We start from the raw sequence: 16,453 nt of genomic DNA, 5'->3' as shown, positions 1-16,453 counted from the left end.
AAGCAACATAATCGCCATTACCTTTGGGTAATGGCGATTATGTTGCTTTAACCATGCTGAACTAGCAACTGATTAACGACGTGGCTTGTGGCCTTTACCTTGTTGAAAGTTATCTTGAAACATTTGTTGCTGTTCAGGGGTCAATAGTTGATAAATTTCATTCTGCATTTTCAAGTGGTTCAACATTTTTTGCATGTGTTGCTGTTGCTTTGCTTGGGCCATTTCAGTGGCTTTCGCTTCATCAAAACCAGCGGTAGTGATTAACGCTAGCATGTCAGCTCGGTGCGCAGCTCGCTGTTCTTTCGTTGGGCGCTCAGGACGATTACCTTGATATTTATTTAACACGGCTTTGACATCAGCTCGCTGTGAATCCGTTAAATCTAACATGCGTAGCATTTTATGCATGCCACCCTTATGACCATGATATCGGTCACCTTTAGCGGCGACATTCTCTGTCTTTACCGTGTTATCAGTAGTCTCTGCCGCATATAACTGGCTGGCTAAGAACGCTGAACTTGCCACTAAGGCCACTAAACTCGTTTTGATGATTGATGATGTTTTCATTGTTAAGTTCCTCGGTATGTATGGGATTTATTGTCTGCCTCAGCAGATTTGATACTCAGTTTACCGAATGCAATGTCAATGAGGGTTAAGACAGAGTAAACCTATGTAAAGAAGGTTTTTCATAGCACTTTAGCGCCAGTAATTCATGATCAAGTTGGCATATTGAATGATAAAAACCCCAGTAATGCGAGCCAGTTAACGTAATTCAGACTTGATCCTTACAGTAATCATATTAGGGCATAAAATCTAACTATTAGCGCTTTAATGGAATAAATTATGAACCGATTGATTGGCCAATTACTGTTACTTCTTTGCGTATTGATATTAGCTCCAAGCTCAATAGCCAGTACCGTGGCCTCAACAGACGACTCAATTTGGTATACTCAGCAAAACCAGCAGCTAGTGGTAAAGCTGCATTTCTTTTGGTCGAAAACCTGCCCTCATTGTCGTGAAGCCCATCCTTTTATTGATGCTCTAGGCGAACGTTTTGACTGGATCGAATTACACGACTACGTCATTAGTGAACCCGGCAATGTTGATAAACTCATGGAAATGGGCCAAAAAACAGGTGTTGAACCCAAATCGGTGCCCTACTTTGCTATTTGTGGTGAGGCCGTAGTGGGTTATAACAGCCATGAGGTGACTGGACGTTTCATTCTAGAGCGCTTGGTTAACTGCTACCAACGCCAAGGTGGTAAAGCAGACATTGGTGATAAGCTTGATGATTTCCTCGGAGCTGCGCCAGTTGCAAGCGCACCACTGTTTGAAACCTGTAGTGACAATAGCGACGATCCACAAGCCGAAGGCTCATGTGGTATGTCATTTGACCAAGCCAGCGACATAGCCCCTGCGCCAACGGTTCAGCCTGTCGACATTCCACTCATTGGCGCTGTACATCCAGAAGAAATGTCATTGCCGGTTCTAACCCTAGTGTTAGCAGGTGTTGATGCCTTTAACCCGTGCGCCTTTTTCGTGCTGCTATTTTTACTGAGCATTATGGTGAATGCAGGCAGCCGCAAACGTATGCTGTTGGTGGGCGGTATTTTTGTATTTTTCTCCGGTCTTATCTACTTCGTATTTATGAGCGCCTGGCTTAACTTATTCCAAGTACTCGGCGGCGGTGATGGCGGTATCATTATCACTTGTGCGGGGGTATTGGCGTTGATAGCAGCAATCGTCAATATAAAAGATTACTTTTATGGCCGAGGCGACGTTAGCTTATCCATGTCGGTGGAAAACCGTGGTTCGCTTATTAAGCGTATGGGGAAATTATCTAAAGCCAGTTCATTACCAACAATGATTTTAGGTTCAACTATTCTGGCAATTTTAGCTAATACCTACGAGCTGCTCTGCACCGCTGGCTTTCCAATGATTTACACCTCAGTGTTGTCATTATCAGATCTCGATACCATGCAACGTTACTTATACCTCATCGCTTATAATGTGGTTTACGTTATACCACTGGCCGCTATTGTGATTGTCTTCTCAATGACATTAGGTAAACGCAAACTTACCGAAAAAGAAGGTGAAGTCCTTAAACTGATGTCAGGCATAATGATGTTAGGTTTAGGCAGCATGTTAGTGTTTAATCCTAATGCTCTACAAAATGCGGTCTTCTCGGTCGGCCTGATCCTCGGCTCAATTATACTGACCTTTATCATTGCCAGAATTAAACGCTACATAGTGCAAAATAAAGCGGGTTAAATGTAAAACTGTGCAATGTTGATATGATTTAATCTTGGCATGAGATAAGCTCAATTGATCGAAAAATCTGTATGTTAACGTCAACATACAGATTTTCTTTGTGCCAGAGGACAGTTATGAATCGCATTTTACTTATCGACGATGATATTGGTTTATCCGATCTACTCAGTCAATTACTTGAGTTAGAAGGATTTGCACTAAGCCAAGCTTACGATGGTGAGCAAGGGCTGATGATGGCACAACAGCAAGACTTCGATTTAATCCTTCTTGACGTTATGCTACCCAAGCTTAATGGCTTTGAAGTATTGCGGGCTTTACGGCAGCGCAAACAAACTCCAGTATTGATGCTCACCGCCCGCGGTGATGAAATCGATCGGGTTGTCGGTCTTGAAATCGGCGCCGATGACTACTTACCAAAACCGTTTAATGATCGCGAATTAGTCGCTCGAATTCGTGCCATATTACGGCGTGCACAAACCACCCAACAAGATAGCCAAGCCCATGAAATGATGCAGTTTGGTGATTTACGACTCGATCCGACCCGCCAAGAAACCTATTGCAATGAGCAACTGATTATCCTTACTGGTACCGAATTTTCCTTGCTGTTCAATTTAGTTGAAAAATCTGGCGAGCTGGTGACCAAAGACTCGTTAAGCGAAAATGTATTAGGCAAAAAATTAATGCCATTTGACCGTAGCTTAGATATGCATTTATCTAACTTACGTAAAAAATTACCTGAACGCCAAGACGGCCGCCCACGAGTTAAAACTCTCCGCGGTAAAGGCTATATTTGGATACCGTAATGCTGAAAAACAATCCATTTAATCGGCTGTTTTTTAAATTATTGCTCGGCTTTTGGCTATGCAGTTCGTTAATTATTGCTCTAGTGTCGTTATTACCGCTATTACAGCAAAGCCATGATCGCTCACCTTTACCACCTAGCTTAGAGCAGGTGCTAAAAAACATCGCTGAACGAATACAACAGCAACCACAGTTACTCGAAGGCAAAAGCCTCCAACGTCTGCATCGTAGTCGCAATAAGGACGGAAGCCGCAACCATGGTCCTATGCGGGTATATTTAACCGACGGCGAAGGACAAGTGTTAAATACTCAACGAGTATCACGCGAATTTAGACGTTTTCAGTTGATGGCCGAAGAGGCAGATCAGCCCATTAGCCACCAATTTAGAGATGAATTTATTTTTGGCCCCTATTCTTTTGAGGTCAATGATAAAGCCTATCAGTTATTTGGCCGTTTACCCGATAGTCATCCTCGGCCATGGTTTTTATTCTTTGCCGATAATAAATTACTCACAGCAGGCTTAGCCATTTTATTATCTGGGCTATTATGTGGTTTGCTGGCGTGGTATTTAGGTAAACCATTACGCTCGCTTAAACACAGTGCTAACGCCCTCGCAAGAGGTGATTTATCGAGCCGAGTTGATGCAGCCACAGCGAGTAGACGTGATGAAATGGGCCAGTTAGCCCAAGCGTTCAATGGCATGGCTGACGCAGTACAAACCATGATTAACAATCAGCAACGATTAATGGGTGATATTTCTCACGAACTGCGCACGCCGCTCACTAGACTGCAATTAGCCTTGGCCCTCGGCCGTAAAAAAGGTCAGCAAAGTGAAGAACTAGAACGTATTGGCTATGAAGCTTTACAGCTTGAAGCATTAATCAGTGAGTTACTTACCCTATCTCGGGTTAGCTTGGCCAGCCATGAAAATAAAATCGAGCTCGAATTAGCCGAGTCATTAAGCCAAGTGTTAGATGACGCTGAATTTGAAGCGGAGCAGCAAGGGAAGCTACTACAAATTGATATACCAGAGGCACTGCAATTACCTCTTCACCCAAAGACACTCTCGCGCGCCATAGAAAATCTGCTGCGTAATGCAATTTGCTATGCCAACAGTCAAATAACCATCAGTGCGGTCCAGGCGGGTAAACATATACTCATTACAGTAGAAGATGACGGTCCTGGTATCGACCCCAAAGAGCTTGAAGCTATTTTTAAACCTTTCTATCGCCCAGATACCGCAAGAGACAGAAAAAGTGGCGGTTGGGGATTAGGCTTGGCAATCACCCAAGCTGCCATTACGCTACATCAGGGCAACATAGTGGCAGAAAATCTGATTGGCCCGACGGGCAAGCGCCAAGGCCTTAAACTGAGTATCAGTTTACCGATAAATTAGGCTAGCTAAAAAAGACAATAACTTAACCTGTGCATGCTTATCGTCCTGAATAATGGCATTATCTAAAACCCCTGCACACGCAGGGAACAAGCAAACATCAATAACAGCTCAGTTTCATAAACCGACACCGCTAAATTAACGTTGTAAACATTTAATAGAAAAGCAATTCAACGATAAGCATGTATTTAGGTAAAAATTACCCTTAACTGGCAACATTTTCCGATTAATGTAAGCAGCCTGAGCCGCTTAACCTTTAGGCATACTTATCTTGACCGCTACTAACGTTTAGCAATCACCCATACTGCGTGTACTATCCCTGGAATGTAGCCTAGCAAGGTTAAAATTATGTTTAATAATAAGGTTTTACTTAGCCCTACTTGTAGAAAAACCCCAAGTGGCGGCAGTAAAATTGCGATTAAAATACGTAATAAATCCATGATATTCTCCATTTTGAATGACTGAGGTTAGCTGTTCCCCCAGCGTGTATTAACTAACTTACATTGATGGTCATAAAGTACAACGCAATTACCAGACCACTATTGCAAGTGTTGCTGTTATTACCCTTAATTAGCATCATTTTTAAGTAACGACAACATCGCATATATTGACTTATTAGTATGCCTTTAGTAGAGAAAAAGCCCTTTTTGCATGCTGCAAAAACATTAGCGGATAACGCTTACAAGCTTTGGTGTCGGTGACGATTATTTGCTAATATTGAATAAAGACGGGCTTGTACCTTGCGGGTAATCTTATGATTTGTCGATTTTTTTTAAACAGCATTCCTTATTGCAACCACCGCTCATGCTCAACATTAAGTCGATGGATTCTCCTATGGAGTTTAGTCACTACTTTTGTTTGCTTAACCAGCTTTGCGCCTACTTATGCCCAGGCCGCCCCCTCGTCCAACACGGTGAAACAACTCATACAAATTAACGATCCAAGCAGTGCAATCGACATTGAAATACAAGGCTCTGTCGTCAATCTGCATGGCTCCGTCACCGAGCAAGCCAGTAAAGAACGCATACTGCAAACCATCGCCGCCTTACCTGGTGTGACTCAGGTTGTAGATAATATTCAATTACGCGCTATGGAGCCGTTATCTTTAGCTCCTCTGCAGCAAGATGCACGGCAGTTTTGGGCCAAAACCTTACAGTATTTGCCCAGCTTAGCCCTAGGACTGGCAATATTTTTGCTACTCTTTTGGCTTTCTCGCCCTATTGCTCGCCTGCTTATTCAGCCCTTAACTTGGGTCACACAGAGTGAACTTATTCGTTTAGTGATGCAGCGCAGCTTTAGTATGCTGATCATATTATTAGGGCTGTATATCTTTTTGCGTCTCGCCGGCTTAACTCAGTTTGCCGTTGCCATTATTAGTAGCACTGGGGTAATAGGTCTCATTTTAGGTTTTGCCTTTAAAGACATCGCCGAAAACTTTATTTCCAGCTTACTGCTCAGTGTCCAGCGCCCGTTCAAATTAGGCGACGTCATTGCTGTTGAAGGTCAATTAGGCATTGTAAAAAAAGTCACTGCAAGGGCCACTACGTTAGTCGACTACGATGGCAACCACATCCAAATTCCCAATGCCACAATTTATAAAAACGTGATTAAAAACCTGACCGCAAACCCAAGAATACGGGGCAATTTTATGATTGGTATCGGCTACGACACCAATATTCGTAAGGCTCAGGACATCGCCATGGAGATCATGATGGCTCACCACGGCGTACTAGCAGATCCTGAACCGCAGGTACTGATAACCAACCTAGGTTCTTCCACTATTAACCTGCAAGTGTATTTTTGGGTTAATGCAGAAACTCATAGTGTTCCAAAAGTGGCTTCAATTTTAATGCGCTTACTGGTGCGCGCTTATGAAGCGAATAAAATCAGCATGCCAGATGATGCTCGCGAACGCATTTTCCCTCAAGGGATACAATTGGTCTCCAGCAGACATCAGCAAGACCAAACTCAGTTAAGTGGCCAACCAATAACGGAGCAAGCTAATTTACCCAATGAGCAAAAAATTTCGGATTTATCCGATGAAGTCCATGATGATGCTAGCGTTGATATCAGCAGCGATACTGATGATATACGCCGACAGGCAGCGCAATCTCGCGATCCAGAGAATGGTGCCAATATTATCTAATAACGATGTTCACAACCTATATTCAGCCTAATATTGGCGATAACAGTAGTAGAATCGGCTGCTAAAGTATCAATAAATAACTGGTCTTTAATTAGCTGTGACTGCCTCAAATACAGTTGGCGCCAAGTCTCCATCAAGGATGATCATTCGTGCTATACCGCCCATTTCACCAAGTCGGCATTGATAACGTCTCGCAGAAAAACCTTGCTTAAGGTATAATTCGTCCCTCTTTTTATGCTTCGTACCTAAGGTTGCTATGTTTCATATTGCCCTTTATGAACCCGAAATTGCTCCAAATACCGGAAATATCATTCGTCTATGTGCCAACAATGGCTCACAGTTACATTTGATTGAGCCATTGGGTTTTGATCTCGAAGAAAAGAAACTCCGTCGTGCTGGACTTGATTATTCCGATATGACCAGCGTCACTCGCCATAAAGACTATGCCGCGTTTTTAGAGGCGATGGCAGGAAAACGGATTATTGCCTGTACAACTAAAGGTAGTCGTCCTCATACTCAAATTGCTTTCCAAGAAAATGATGTCTTGTTATTTGGCCCTGAAACCCGTGGCTTACCAATGGATATTATTGATGCAACCCCACTGGGGCAGCGATTACGTATCCCAATGACCGCCAATAGTCGTAGTTTAAATTTATCAAATTCAGTTGCCATTATTAGCTACGAAGCATGGCGTCAACTGGATTTTGCAGGCGCTGAATAATGAAGAAAACGCTATCCCCAGAAACCCAAAATGATGCTTTAGCAATTGCCAAGGCCACTCAAAAGCCTGGACAAGTTAAAGAACAAACTAAGCTGATTGCCGCGGGGATAGAAAAAGGGATAGCGGAATACAAAAAACGTGAAAAAGCGAAAGCTCGGGAACGTGATAAAGCGCGTAAACAGCAACAGAAAAACAAACATGCGATTCCAAGCAATGATGATGCGGATGTGTCTTACAATGAGCAAGAGAGTCTATTCAACCCTCTAACATGGTCGTTAGCCACCTTATTACTCTTGAGTTGGGCGGCATTTGCAGCTTATCTATTTTATCGCTAATTGAATGATTTAAATTAGTTTCTAATCTGTCGGCGGCGCAACCTCTGCCGACGGTTTAAGTAAGCTAATGGCTCTAATGACCTGATACTGATCACTGTCGTCATCTAAATAATGGGCGTTTTGCTGCCACTGCCAGCCTTTTATTGTTGGTTCTGCATCACCAATCACGGGATCAAACTGTAACTGCACTAATGCAGGACGCTGATTTATTTCACCTTTACCTAGAAATGAATAACTGCCCGCTTGCTCATACAGGGTCAGCTGTTGTGATATATCGTCGGTGACGCCATTGGCATACAGCAATAAAATATGATCTTCTTGTTGTCTAAACCACCAGGTCTCGCTGTTTGAAAAGCGGCTACCACGGCTAACACTAATGTATAAATTCCGTTGATCAGCCGAACACATTACCGAAGTACTTACCTTTTTAGCAACTGTATTAGGATTAGCTGCATTGCCCTGCCACTCGCCAGCTAATTGACTACAAAATATATCTAAAGTCACTTTGCCTGCATAAGAGGCCGTTGAATGCATTAGTAACAAGATCGCTGTCAACGGTATTATTGATCGATATTTTGCGCTCATCAAACCCCTCTTATTAACATATCCTTTCACATCGCAAACAATCCAAACTCAATATAGCTAACCCTATCGGCCTCTGTTTAGGCGCAGCGATCTCATTGACTCAAAGAATTTAGTTAATAAACTTACTCAATGAACTTACTCGATGAACTTAGCTGCTAACGTTTAGCGTCTAAATTTAATCACATTATCAGTTAGATCCATAAAAAATGGCCCACTTATGTGAGCCATCATAGGATATTACGAATTAACTAACTGACTCGCAACTACTGGCCAAAGCCTGTAGCTGTGATGTCGACTTTAGTGACTTCACCATACTGCGCTGCAACATCAGCAATGTTGTCAGCGTTACCAATCAACACAAACTGTAAGTTTTGTTGCGGGAAATATTGCTTAATCAAACGTTGTGTATCTGCAACAGTAAGCCCATCAACCTTGGCTTGGAATTGATTAATAAAATCATCATTAAAACCATACAAGTACATGTCAGACAATAAACCAGCTAATTGACCACTGGTCTCATATTTAGGTGGAAACTGGCCTTTCACATAGGCTTTAGCAGAATCTAAAGTGGTTTGATCAATGCCCTTTTCCCATAGTCGAGCATAGGTTTTTAAGGCTAAATCAATGGCTTCTTTTGTTGTTGATGATTTAGTAAACGTACTGATTTGAAAAACGCCAGATTGCGCATAAGGGCTAAAACCAGAACGAGCACCATAAGTTAAACCAGCATTGACGCGTAATTCATCATTTAACCATGAGGTAAAACGACCACCTAAAATAGTGTTAACGACAGTTAACCCAACATAATCTGGATTGTCATAACGAATACCCACGCCACCAATTAAAAAAGTGGTTTCAATTGCATCAGGCTTGTCGACCAACAATACATGCGGCTGAGTTAATGTCGGTAAGTTTTGGCTTAAGTCAGGTTGAACCACTGTTTCTGTGGTCTGCCAATCACCAAAGGCTTTATTAAGCTTGGCGGTCATCTCAGCAACATCAAAATCACCCACCACATTAATGGTCATGTTACTTGGTTGATAGTAGCCTTTATGAAAAGCGCGTAACTCTGCAACAGACAGTTTAGCGATAGTGTCACTATTACCCGATACCGGATTAGCATAAGGATGTTCACCAAAAACTAACTTATTAAAGTAGCGTCCGATCACGGCCCGAGGGCTTTCTTTTTGTTGAGACAAACCGACGATTTCACGTTGTTTTAGCTTATCAAATTCGGCGCTATCAAAGTCTGGTTGACGTAATACATGACTAAAAATAGCGAGCACGGTATCGACATCTTTGCTCATCATATTGGCACGAATATAACTGCCTTCTAGATCGGCACTGGTATCAATACTGGCACCCATAAAGTCTAGTTGTTGCTCGATGTCTGCCTTAGATTGGCCCGCAGCACCTAGCATTAAACTTTGTGAGGTAATGTACGCCATACCAGAGGTAAGATCATTCACCGCCCCGGCCTTAACCACGGCATCAATGGTCACTAATGGCACTTCTTTTTGTACCATTAAGGTCACTTTTAAACCATTATCTAGGGTAATAGATTGGTAGCTTGGCATCACAAAACTCGCCGAGACAGCGCTTGGACTAGCAGAGGCATTATCGGCCGTTGATTGCTGCGAAGTCGCACAACCACTTATGGCTAAACTACAAGTTAACGCGATGGCCGATAACGATAGGTTAATATGGGTGTGAGCTATAGTTTTCATTTGTCAGACTCCTCAGTCGCAGCGAGCACACCAACAGTTCGATTCGCTTTAATTAAATAGGTTTGTGCAACACGCTGGATGTCAGCTGGAGTCACTTTGTTATACGCTTCTGGGGCATTAAACAGTTTGGTGTAATCCCCAAAATACAGCTCGTATGTGCCTAAGGTATTGGCTTTACCGTTAATGGTTTCCATGGTGCGGTAAAAATCCATTAGCTTAATATTTTTGACTTTTTCAAGCTCTTGTTGAGTCACACCTAGGGTGGCAATAAGGTTAATTTGCTCAATTAAGGCTTGCTCTAACGTCTCGGCGCTCACGCCAGCATTCGCCACACCTAAAATATAAAATAAATTAGGGTCGAACGACATCGGCATGTAAGTTTCGGCAGCAACCGCTAATTGCTTGTCGACTAAAGCTTGATAAAAACGTGAGCTATTACCTTCACTGAGCATTGACGCTAACAAATCCAATGCATAGTAGTCAGCATGGCTAGTTGCGGGTACATGGTAAGCCAACATAATGTTTGGTGTGCTCACAGACTCTTTTTTCACAAAGACTCGGCGTTCACCATTCTGTTGCGGTTCAATAGTACGCACTGCTTTTGGCGGTGCTTGGGCAGGAATAGGCGCAAAATACTGATTAGCTAATGCTTTCACTTCGGCTAACTTCACATCACCGGTAATGACCACTAGCGCATTGTTCGGGGCATAGTAGGTTTTATGGTATTGCTGTAAATCTTCTAAGGTCCAAGCAGCAATATCCGACTCATAACCAATCACTGACCAGCTATATGGATGTGCAGCAAAGGCAACACTTTTTAGCGCTTCTTGAATCGTGCGCCAGTTAGAGTTTTCCAGCCCGGTAGTGCGCTCTGACTGCACCACACCACGCTCGCTTTCTACCATCTCAGAGTTAATATCGAGGTTGGCAATGCGATCAGCTTCTAAATCAAAAATGGTTTCTAAACCATTGGCAGGAAACCAATCTGTATACACTGTCATGTCTTCTGTGGTGTAGGCATTATTCGCGCCACCAGCAGCTTCCATTGTGCGATCAAACATTTTCGGGCCAAACTTTTTAGAACCGTTAAACATCATGTGTTCAAAAAAGTGTGAAATGCCAGTAATGCCAGGCACTTCATTGCGCGAACCGACTTTCCAAAAAATATACATGTTGGCATTAGGGATAGAGCTATCCTCCAGCACCATAATCTTCATGCCATTGTCTAAGGTAAAGCTATTGATGTCTTCAGCTTGTGTTGCTAACACGGCAGGCGCACTCAGTACGCCTATCGTCATCAGCAACGCCATTATCTTACGGGTCATATCTCGCTCCTTTTGAGCTATCATCCAAAGGTTTATCTAAAATGGGTTTTATTGTGCGACGCTTAATGCGGTTAAGGCAACTTGCGTCATGGTTTGCACACCTACTCTCAAGGCACTTTCATCAACATAAAATGCGGGTGAGTGGTTGCTGGCAACTTGACTGATATCTTGGTCCGCTGGTGTCACACCTAAGAAAAAGAACATCCCCGGCGTTTGCAGCGCATAATACGAAAAGTCTTCCGCGCCAGTCATTAGCCCGGGCTCTATTAACATATTGTCACCCACCACAGAAGCAATAACAGGGCGCATTTTACTGACTAATTCTGGGTTATTAACGGTTACTGGGTAACCAGATTGGATAATAGTTACCGCCGTAGCACCTAGGGTTTTAGCCGCATTAGCAGCCACTTCGGCCAATTTAACTTTAATGTCGGCACGCATCTGTTGATCAAAGGTACGAATGGTTCCGATGAGCTCTACTTCATCGGGAATAATATTCGATCGAATTCCACCATTAATGGCCCCAAAACTCACCACTGCAGGTGCTTTGGTAATATCAACTTGGCGACTAATAATGGTTTGCACACTGTTAATAATTTGCGCTGATGCCACAATAGGATCAACACCACTCCAAGGACGCGATCCATGGGTTTGCTTGCCAGTAACCTTAATCGTAAATGAATCTTCACTTGCCATCGCGGGGCCAGAACGCAAGCCTATTACGCCAGAGGGCATACTCGACGTAACGTGCATTCCAAAGACTTGATCGGGTTTACGCTTGGCGAATAAACCTTGCTTGAGCATTAACTCTGCGCCGCCTTCTTCACCTTCTGGAGCACCCTCTTCGGCAGGCTGAAAGATAAACATTACGTCACCAGCCAAACTGTCTTTTACCTTCACTAAATTGTCGGCAACGCCCATCAACATGGCAACATGAGTATCATGACCACATGCGTGCATGACGCCAACTTTTTGACCGCGATAAGTATCGGTGACTTTAGATGCAAAAGGCAAATCAACGACTTCAGTTACGGGTAAGGCATCCATATCGGCACGTAAAGCAATTAAAGGCCCAGGCTTACCGCCTTTGAGTATCGCTACCACGCCGGTATGGGCAATACCGGTTTGCACTTCAAGTCCCAAGGACTTAAGGTGTTTTGCAATCACCTCACTGGTACGAAACTCTCGGTTAGATAATTCAGGATGTTGGTGAAAATCGCGGCGCCATGCAATCACTTTACTTTCGACTTCAGCGCTTAACTCTGCGGCATTGGGCACACTTGCTACGGTTGATGCACTGTAAACACTGGAGGCAAATAAGCTTGCAAATACTAAAGCGAGAGAGGTCAGGCGCATGTCCATTCCATTGGTTATTATATGAGTACAACAAAACTACCTTGAAATGACAATTTTGTTAAATTTTTTACTCAATTGCTAACAAGTCAATTGTATCTATTTATTAACGCGCAATGGTCGCGATTAAGCTTATGAAGCTTCATTGGGCTTAAGAAGTGGGATAAGTGAGGGCAAATAACAATATTTGGCCTATTTCACATCAAACTTTACCCATAGTGAGCCTATTGCAAGTCAGGGCAGCATTATTAGTGATACTGAGGCCTGTCCAATAAAGATTGATATCCCGAGCTGATATTTATAACTCATCATGCAACTCAATCAACCATGATTGAGCCAATACTAACAAGCGGGCAGGTGAAAAAATACCACGTCGCTGTCGATCACCTCAAGCTGCCAGCCTTGTTGCCGCGCTATCCATTCAAAGGTTTCTAGGGCGTAAAAATTAATATGAGTCGGGTCGATTTTATAGTGCCAGTTGATAAACCCATCAAGGTCCGACACCCGCTTGGTCATCACGGCTAATATGCCACCTGGGAGCACTAATTGGCTTAATTGCTCAACTAACGTCTGTGCATCGGCAATGTGTTCAATCACTTCGGTTAAACAGACAAAATCATACTGCTGACTTAGTACTCGAGTATCTGGGTGATAAAACAAATCATAATTAGCAACGTTAATACCGTGCTTTGCAGCCATTTGACTTAATACTGCGCCTTCGCCGCAACCAAAATCTAATCCATTTGCATTTGGTTCTACGCGGGTCAATAACGGAGTTAAGGTGCGGGATAAAAAATGTTGATAACCCGCATCGGCAAAGTCGTTATGGTGGCAATCGTAGTGAGCTTTCTCAGCGGCTTCATCCCAATAAAACGCCGTTGGAACTGATACCATAAAACACTGCGGACAACGAACATAAGCTCTTTTTTTATCTTGATGAAAAGCTACTGTGTCATGGTGACATAAAGGACAAGACGACAAAGGGACGCTCCAAAATAAGCCAAATACAGATAATTAACGCACTCACACTATTCAGATTGAACAGGCTCAATACTGGTTTCTTTAGGGATTTTACGAGTTTGAGTTGCAGCTTCTTGCGCCTGTTGTAAATACTTCTGCTGACGGGTTAAACGCTCATCAGATTGGACTCGGGCTTTTTCGAGCTGTTGTGCTTCCCAGTCATTAGACTGCACTTTTGCCAATGCTTTTTGTTCACGTTCCGCGGTGGCTTTGGCAGCCTCACGCGCTTTTTGCAATTGTGTTTGTTCAAGTTCAGCCGACTCTTGACGTGCTTGCTCGCCCTTTTCAGCCAAAGTCATTTTTTTATGTGGCTTATCTGCCGCGACGGTAACGAATGCTAATGAACTCGCAGTAACGAGCAAAATCAATGAGCCTATCAGCTGATGTTTCATATGGTCTATCCTTTGAGTTTATCGCCGTTATAACGCTCACGAACCAGAGCTGGCATAGCCGTTAACTTATGTTGCACCATTGCGTTAAACACTGCAAATATTGGCGCAATGTCTGCTGCAGGATTTAATGCAACCAGAGTGTAGGCAGCCGCTTCGAGGGTTGACAGGCTGTCGCTGCGTTTCGCTTTACGAATAACATATTGCGACTCATCTTCACATTCTAGATGCAATGAAGGGTAATTAAGTAACCACGGATTGAGCTGCAACATTCGGTATGCTTTACGCCAAGTACCGTCAACTAAAATAATAATCGCCGCCTCACTCGCTCCAGCCTCGGCGACAGTTTGACTGTGCTCATTAGGGTAAACCACATAAATCGGCTTCGTTTGCGCAGCTAAATAATGTTGCAGCTCAATAAAGTCCGTGGCAGCCTCACCCACGTAAATTTTCATCTGCGGCATCACCAGCTTCAATAACCTCACGGTATTTTTAGCATGACCCACTTCAGATGGGTGCTGCATCACCACTACCTCGGTATTTGAAGATACCTGTTTGATCGCATGACACACGCAAGCCGACTGTGGATATTGGCAATATATACAATAACTTCTGCTCATTTTTTGCCTTATCTTGTTGCAAACATGTAAAGTTAAGTTCAATATGCTTGGCTTTACACCATAACATCTCAAGGAAGAACCACTATTATGACAGGAATTATGACAAGAACTATGACAAAGATGTCTGTGGCATTAATGCTCGCATTTGCCACAAGTTCCGTTTATGCCGCTCAAAATAATGCCTACCATCACGAAGCAGAAATCGGTTTTTTAGACTCATCAGGTGAAGCGGATGGCCTAGTTAACGCCAATTATCACTATTATTTTAAAGCGGTTGAACAAGCTGAAAAACCCTACGAATTAGCCGCGTTCTTTAATCAAGGCTCAACTATTTCAGCGCGTTATGCCAAGACTGACATCGAAGATTTATATAATATCTCTGGAGAATACGTTTTTGACTCAAAATGGTTTTTGGGGGCTGGAGTCACCCAGTTAAGTACAGATAATGCTGTATCTGACACCACAACATACGAGATTATTGCAGGATATTTTTTTAGCGAACACTCAAAGTTATCCTTGAACTACGCTACCAACTCAGAATCAAAATCTAACAATGGCGCATATCTAGAATATGAATTTGAATCATATTTTAGCCAAGATATTGATGCTATCACGTTAACTTACGAACATTTTATTCCATTACAATCAACCGCTGGAGTGTTTATAACTGGGGCTGTAGGTTATCAAAACCCACAATATACCAACAACGAAATTCTCACCCAAGTTGATGGACCTACTCCGACTATAGTGGAAAATTCTAAATTAAACTTTGAAAATGACATTTATACTGTTGCAGTGTTTGCAGATTGGTATATCAATAACGCATGGTCTGTGGGTGCGACTTACTACCGGGCAGATGTAAATACTGATTTCAGCAGCAGTAATATTGATGACTCAAATCAAAGTAGCCACAGCAACAACATCACTGAAACTGGTTTAAATACACGTTACTTCTGGCATTTTTCAGATGTGTTCTCGGCTAAGTTTTCGCTAGAACATTATTTCGAGAATAGTGAATATAATAGTGATTCAGAAACTAATTTTGGCGTAGCAATTAACGCCCGCTTTTAAGTCTCACCATATTGAGGCAAAAAAATACCCGCGGAATGTGGTTAGCATTCTGCGGGTTAAAGGTGATGTTACTAAAGCTTAATTAATCGTGTTGTAATTGTTCTTGATGCAAATGACTTAAGCGATTCATTGCCATAATAATCAGCAATACCGAACTAAAACCGCCCATCACTAGTGCGATGGCATAAGGCGCAGGTATATCGGTTAGTTGGATCAACGCCGTCAGTATTGATGCCCCACTCATTTGAATACATCCCAGCATAGCCGTCGCAGTACCTGCTCGCTCACCGAAAGCTGACAATGCCATACTGGTTGCAGGGCCAAGTAAAATAGCAAAGCCAACACACAAAATCATCATCGGAGCCATAAATGCTATTGCGGCGGCTAAGCCTGCTTGTGGACCGGCAAAGTAAACCGCTGCTTCAATAACCGCAGCAAGCAGCATTAACGACAAAGCTACCACTACGCCAGGTCTATTCCCAATACGCTTAACCAACACTGGAGCGGCAAAACACGCGACAATATTGATGGCAGCATTAAGGCCAAACAGACCACTGAAGGTTAATTCTGAGATGCCTAAGTGACCAATTATCCACACAGGTGAGTACGACACGTAACATAATATCGATGCCATCGCGATCATGCAGCAACTGGCATAAAACATAAAATGTGGGTCACCAATAACCGGCTTATAACGAC

General features: G+C 43.0%; 17 protein-coding genes. 7 read left to right on the top strand and 10 right to left on the bottom strand.

Annotation, left to right across the window (positions count from 1 at the left end):
• Positions 1–72: 72 nt before the first annotated feature.
• The gene (locus tag H5185_RS16390; protein ID WP_124017434.1) at positions 73–564 is read right to left on the bottom strand and encodes a Spy/CpxP family protein refolding chaperone; all 492 of its coding nucleotides are present in this window, start codon (positions 562–564) and stop codon (positions 73–75) included.
• A gap of 276 nt (positions 565–840) precedes the next feature.
• Here H5185_RS16390 and H5185_RS16385 point away from each other — a divergent pair, with 276 nt between their 5' ends.
• The 3 genes from H5185_RS16385 (at position 841) to H5185_RS16375 (ending at position 4,465) form a co-directional block, all read left to right on the top strand.
• Entirely contained in the window at positions 841–2,268 is a 1,428-nt protein-coding gene (locus H5185_RS16385) for a thioredoxin family protein (protein WP_182723065.1), read from the top strand.
• Between the two features lie 116 nt (positions 2,269–2,384).
• Complete coding sequence (locus tag H5185_RS16380) at positions 2,385–3,071, top strand: response regulator (RefSeq protein WP_124017432.1); 687 nt, start codon at positions 2,385–2,387, stop codon at positions 3,069–3,071.
• Positions 3,071–4,465 (top strand): ATP-binding protein, encoded by a 1,395-nt coding sequence (locus H5185_RS16375; protein WP_182697716.1) that lies wholly within the window; start codon positions 3,071–3,073, stop codon positions 4,463–4,465. The genes H5185_RS16380 and H5185_RS16375 overlap by 1 nt, the downstream gene beginning before the upstream one ends.
• A 278-nt stretch (positions 4,466–4,743) precedes the next feature.
• On the opposite strand, the gene H5185_RS16370 is transcribed toward H5185_RS16375, so the two are convergent.
• Positions 4,744–4,902, bottom strand: a complete 159-nt coding sequence (locus H5185_RS16370; protein ID WP_011635799.1) for a YqaE/Pmp3 family membrane protein — start codon at positions 4,900–4,902, stop codon at positions 4,744–4,746.
• Positions 4,903–5,216: 314 nt separating this feature from the next.
• Between H5185_RS16370 and H5185_RS16365 the strand changes: the two genes are divergently transcribed.
• The 3 genes from H5185_RS16365 to H5185_RS16355 all read left to right on the top strand — a co-directional run bounded on the left by H5185_RS16365 (position 5,217) and on the right by H5185_RS16355 (position 7,664).
• A complete protein-coding gene (locus H5185_RS16365) occupies positions 5,217–6,608 on the top strand; it encodes a mechanosensitive ion channel family protein (RefSeq protein ID WP_182742641.1) in 1,392 nt (463 codons plus the stop codon).
• A gap of 256 nt (positions 6,609–6,864) precedes the next feature.
• Positions 6,865–7,329: a tRNA (uridine(34)/cytosine(34)/5-carboxymethylaminomethyluridine(34)-2'-O)-methyltransferase TrmL gene (trmL, locus tag H5185_RS16360; protein WP_124017428.1), complete on the top strand. Its 465-nt coding sequence runs from the start codon at positions 6,865–6,867 to the stop codon at positions 7,327–7,329.
• On the top strand, positions 7,329–7,664 hold the full coding sequence (locus H5185_RS16355; RefSeq protein ID WP_182742640.1) for a DUF2956 domain-containing protein: 336 nt from the start codon (positions 7,329–7,331) through the stop codon (positions 7,662–7,664). Before trmL ends, H5185_RS16355 begins: the two co-directional genes overlap by 1 nt.
• A 21-nt stretch (positions 7,665–7,685) precedes the next feature.
• Here H5185_RS16355 and H5185_RS16350 read toward each other — a convergent pair whose 3' ends face one another.
• The 7 genes from H5185_RS16350 to H5185_RS16320 form a co-directional block, all read right to left on the bottom strand.
• Complete coding sequence (locus H5185_RS16350) at positions 7,686–8,249, bottom strand: hypothetical protein (protein WP_259396242.1); 564 nt, start codon at positions 8,247–8,249, stop codon at positions 7,686–7,688.
• Between the two features lie 263 nt (positions 8,250–8,512).
• Positions 8,513–9,976, bottom strand: a complete 1,464-nt coding sequence (locus H5185_RS16345) for a pitrilysin family protein (protein ID WP_182742639.1) — start codon at positions 9,974–9,976, stop codon at positions 8,513–8,515.
• Complete coding sequence (locus H5185_RS16340) at positions 9,973–11,286, bottom strand: M16 family metallopeptidase (RefSeq protein WP_404948465.1); 1,314 nt, start codon at positions 11,284–11,286, stop codon at positions 9,973–9,975. Before H5185_RS16340 ends, H5185_RS16345 begins: the two co-directional genes overlap by 4 nt.
• A gap of 63 nt (positions 11,287–11,349) precedes the next feature.
• Positions 11,350–12,663, bottom strand: a complete 1,314-nt coding sequence (locus tag H5185_RS16335) for an amidohydrolase (protein WP_182742637.1) — start codon at positions 12,661–12,663, stop codon at positions 11,350–11,352.
• Positions 12,664–12,996: 333 nt separating this feature from the next.
• On the bottom strand, positions 12,997–13,635 hold the full coding sequence (locus H5185_RS16330; RefSeq protein ID WP_182742636.1) for a class I SAM-dependent methyltransferase: 639 nt from the start codon (positions 13,633–13,635) through the stop codon (positions 12,997–12,999).
• A 47-nt stretch (positions 13,636–13,682) separates the two neighbouring features.
• The gene (locus tag H5185_RS16325; protein ID WP_182742635.1) at positions 13,683–14,066 is read right to left on the bottom strand and encodes a hypothetical protein; all 384 of its coding nucleotides are present in this window, start codon (positions 14,064–14,066) and stop codon (positions 13,683–13,685) included.
• A 5-nt stretch (positions 14,067–14,071) separates the two neighbouring features.
• Positions 14,072–14,683, bottom strand: coding sequence for a tRNA-uridine aminocarboxypropyltransferase (locus H5185_RS16320; RefSeq protein WP_124017420.1), 612 nt, complete (start codon positions 14,681–14,683; stop codon positions 14,072–14,074).
• 111 nt (positions 14,684–14,794) lie between these two features.
• Here H5185_RS16320 and H5185_RS16315 point away from each other — a divergent pair, with 111 nt between their 5' ends.
• Positions 14,795–15,754: a putative porin gene (locus H5185_RS16315; RefSeq protein ID WP_182742634.1), complete on the top strand. Its 960-nt coding sequence runs from the start codon at positions 14,795–14,797 to the stop codon at positions 15,752–15,754.
• Between the two features lie 82 nt (positions 15,755–15,836).
• Here H5185_RS16315 and H5185_RS16310 read toward each other — a convergent pair.
• Positions 15,837–16,453 (bottom strand): MFS transporter (locus H5185_RS16310; RefSeq protein ID WP_404948464.1); only part of this gene is annotated, 617 nt, incomplete at its 5' end.

It is taken from the genome of Shewanella sp. SG44-6, from assembly GCF_014164185.1.
Taxonomy (GTDB): Bacteria; Pseudomonadota; Gammaproteobacteria; order Enterobacterales; family Shewanellaceae; genus Shewanella; species Shewanella vesiculosa.
This window is presented reverse-complemented; position numbering and strand designations above follow the sequence as displayed.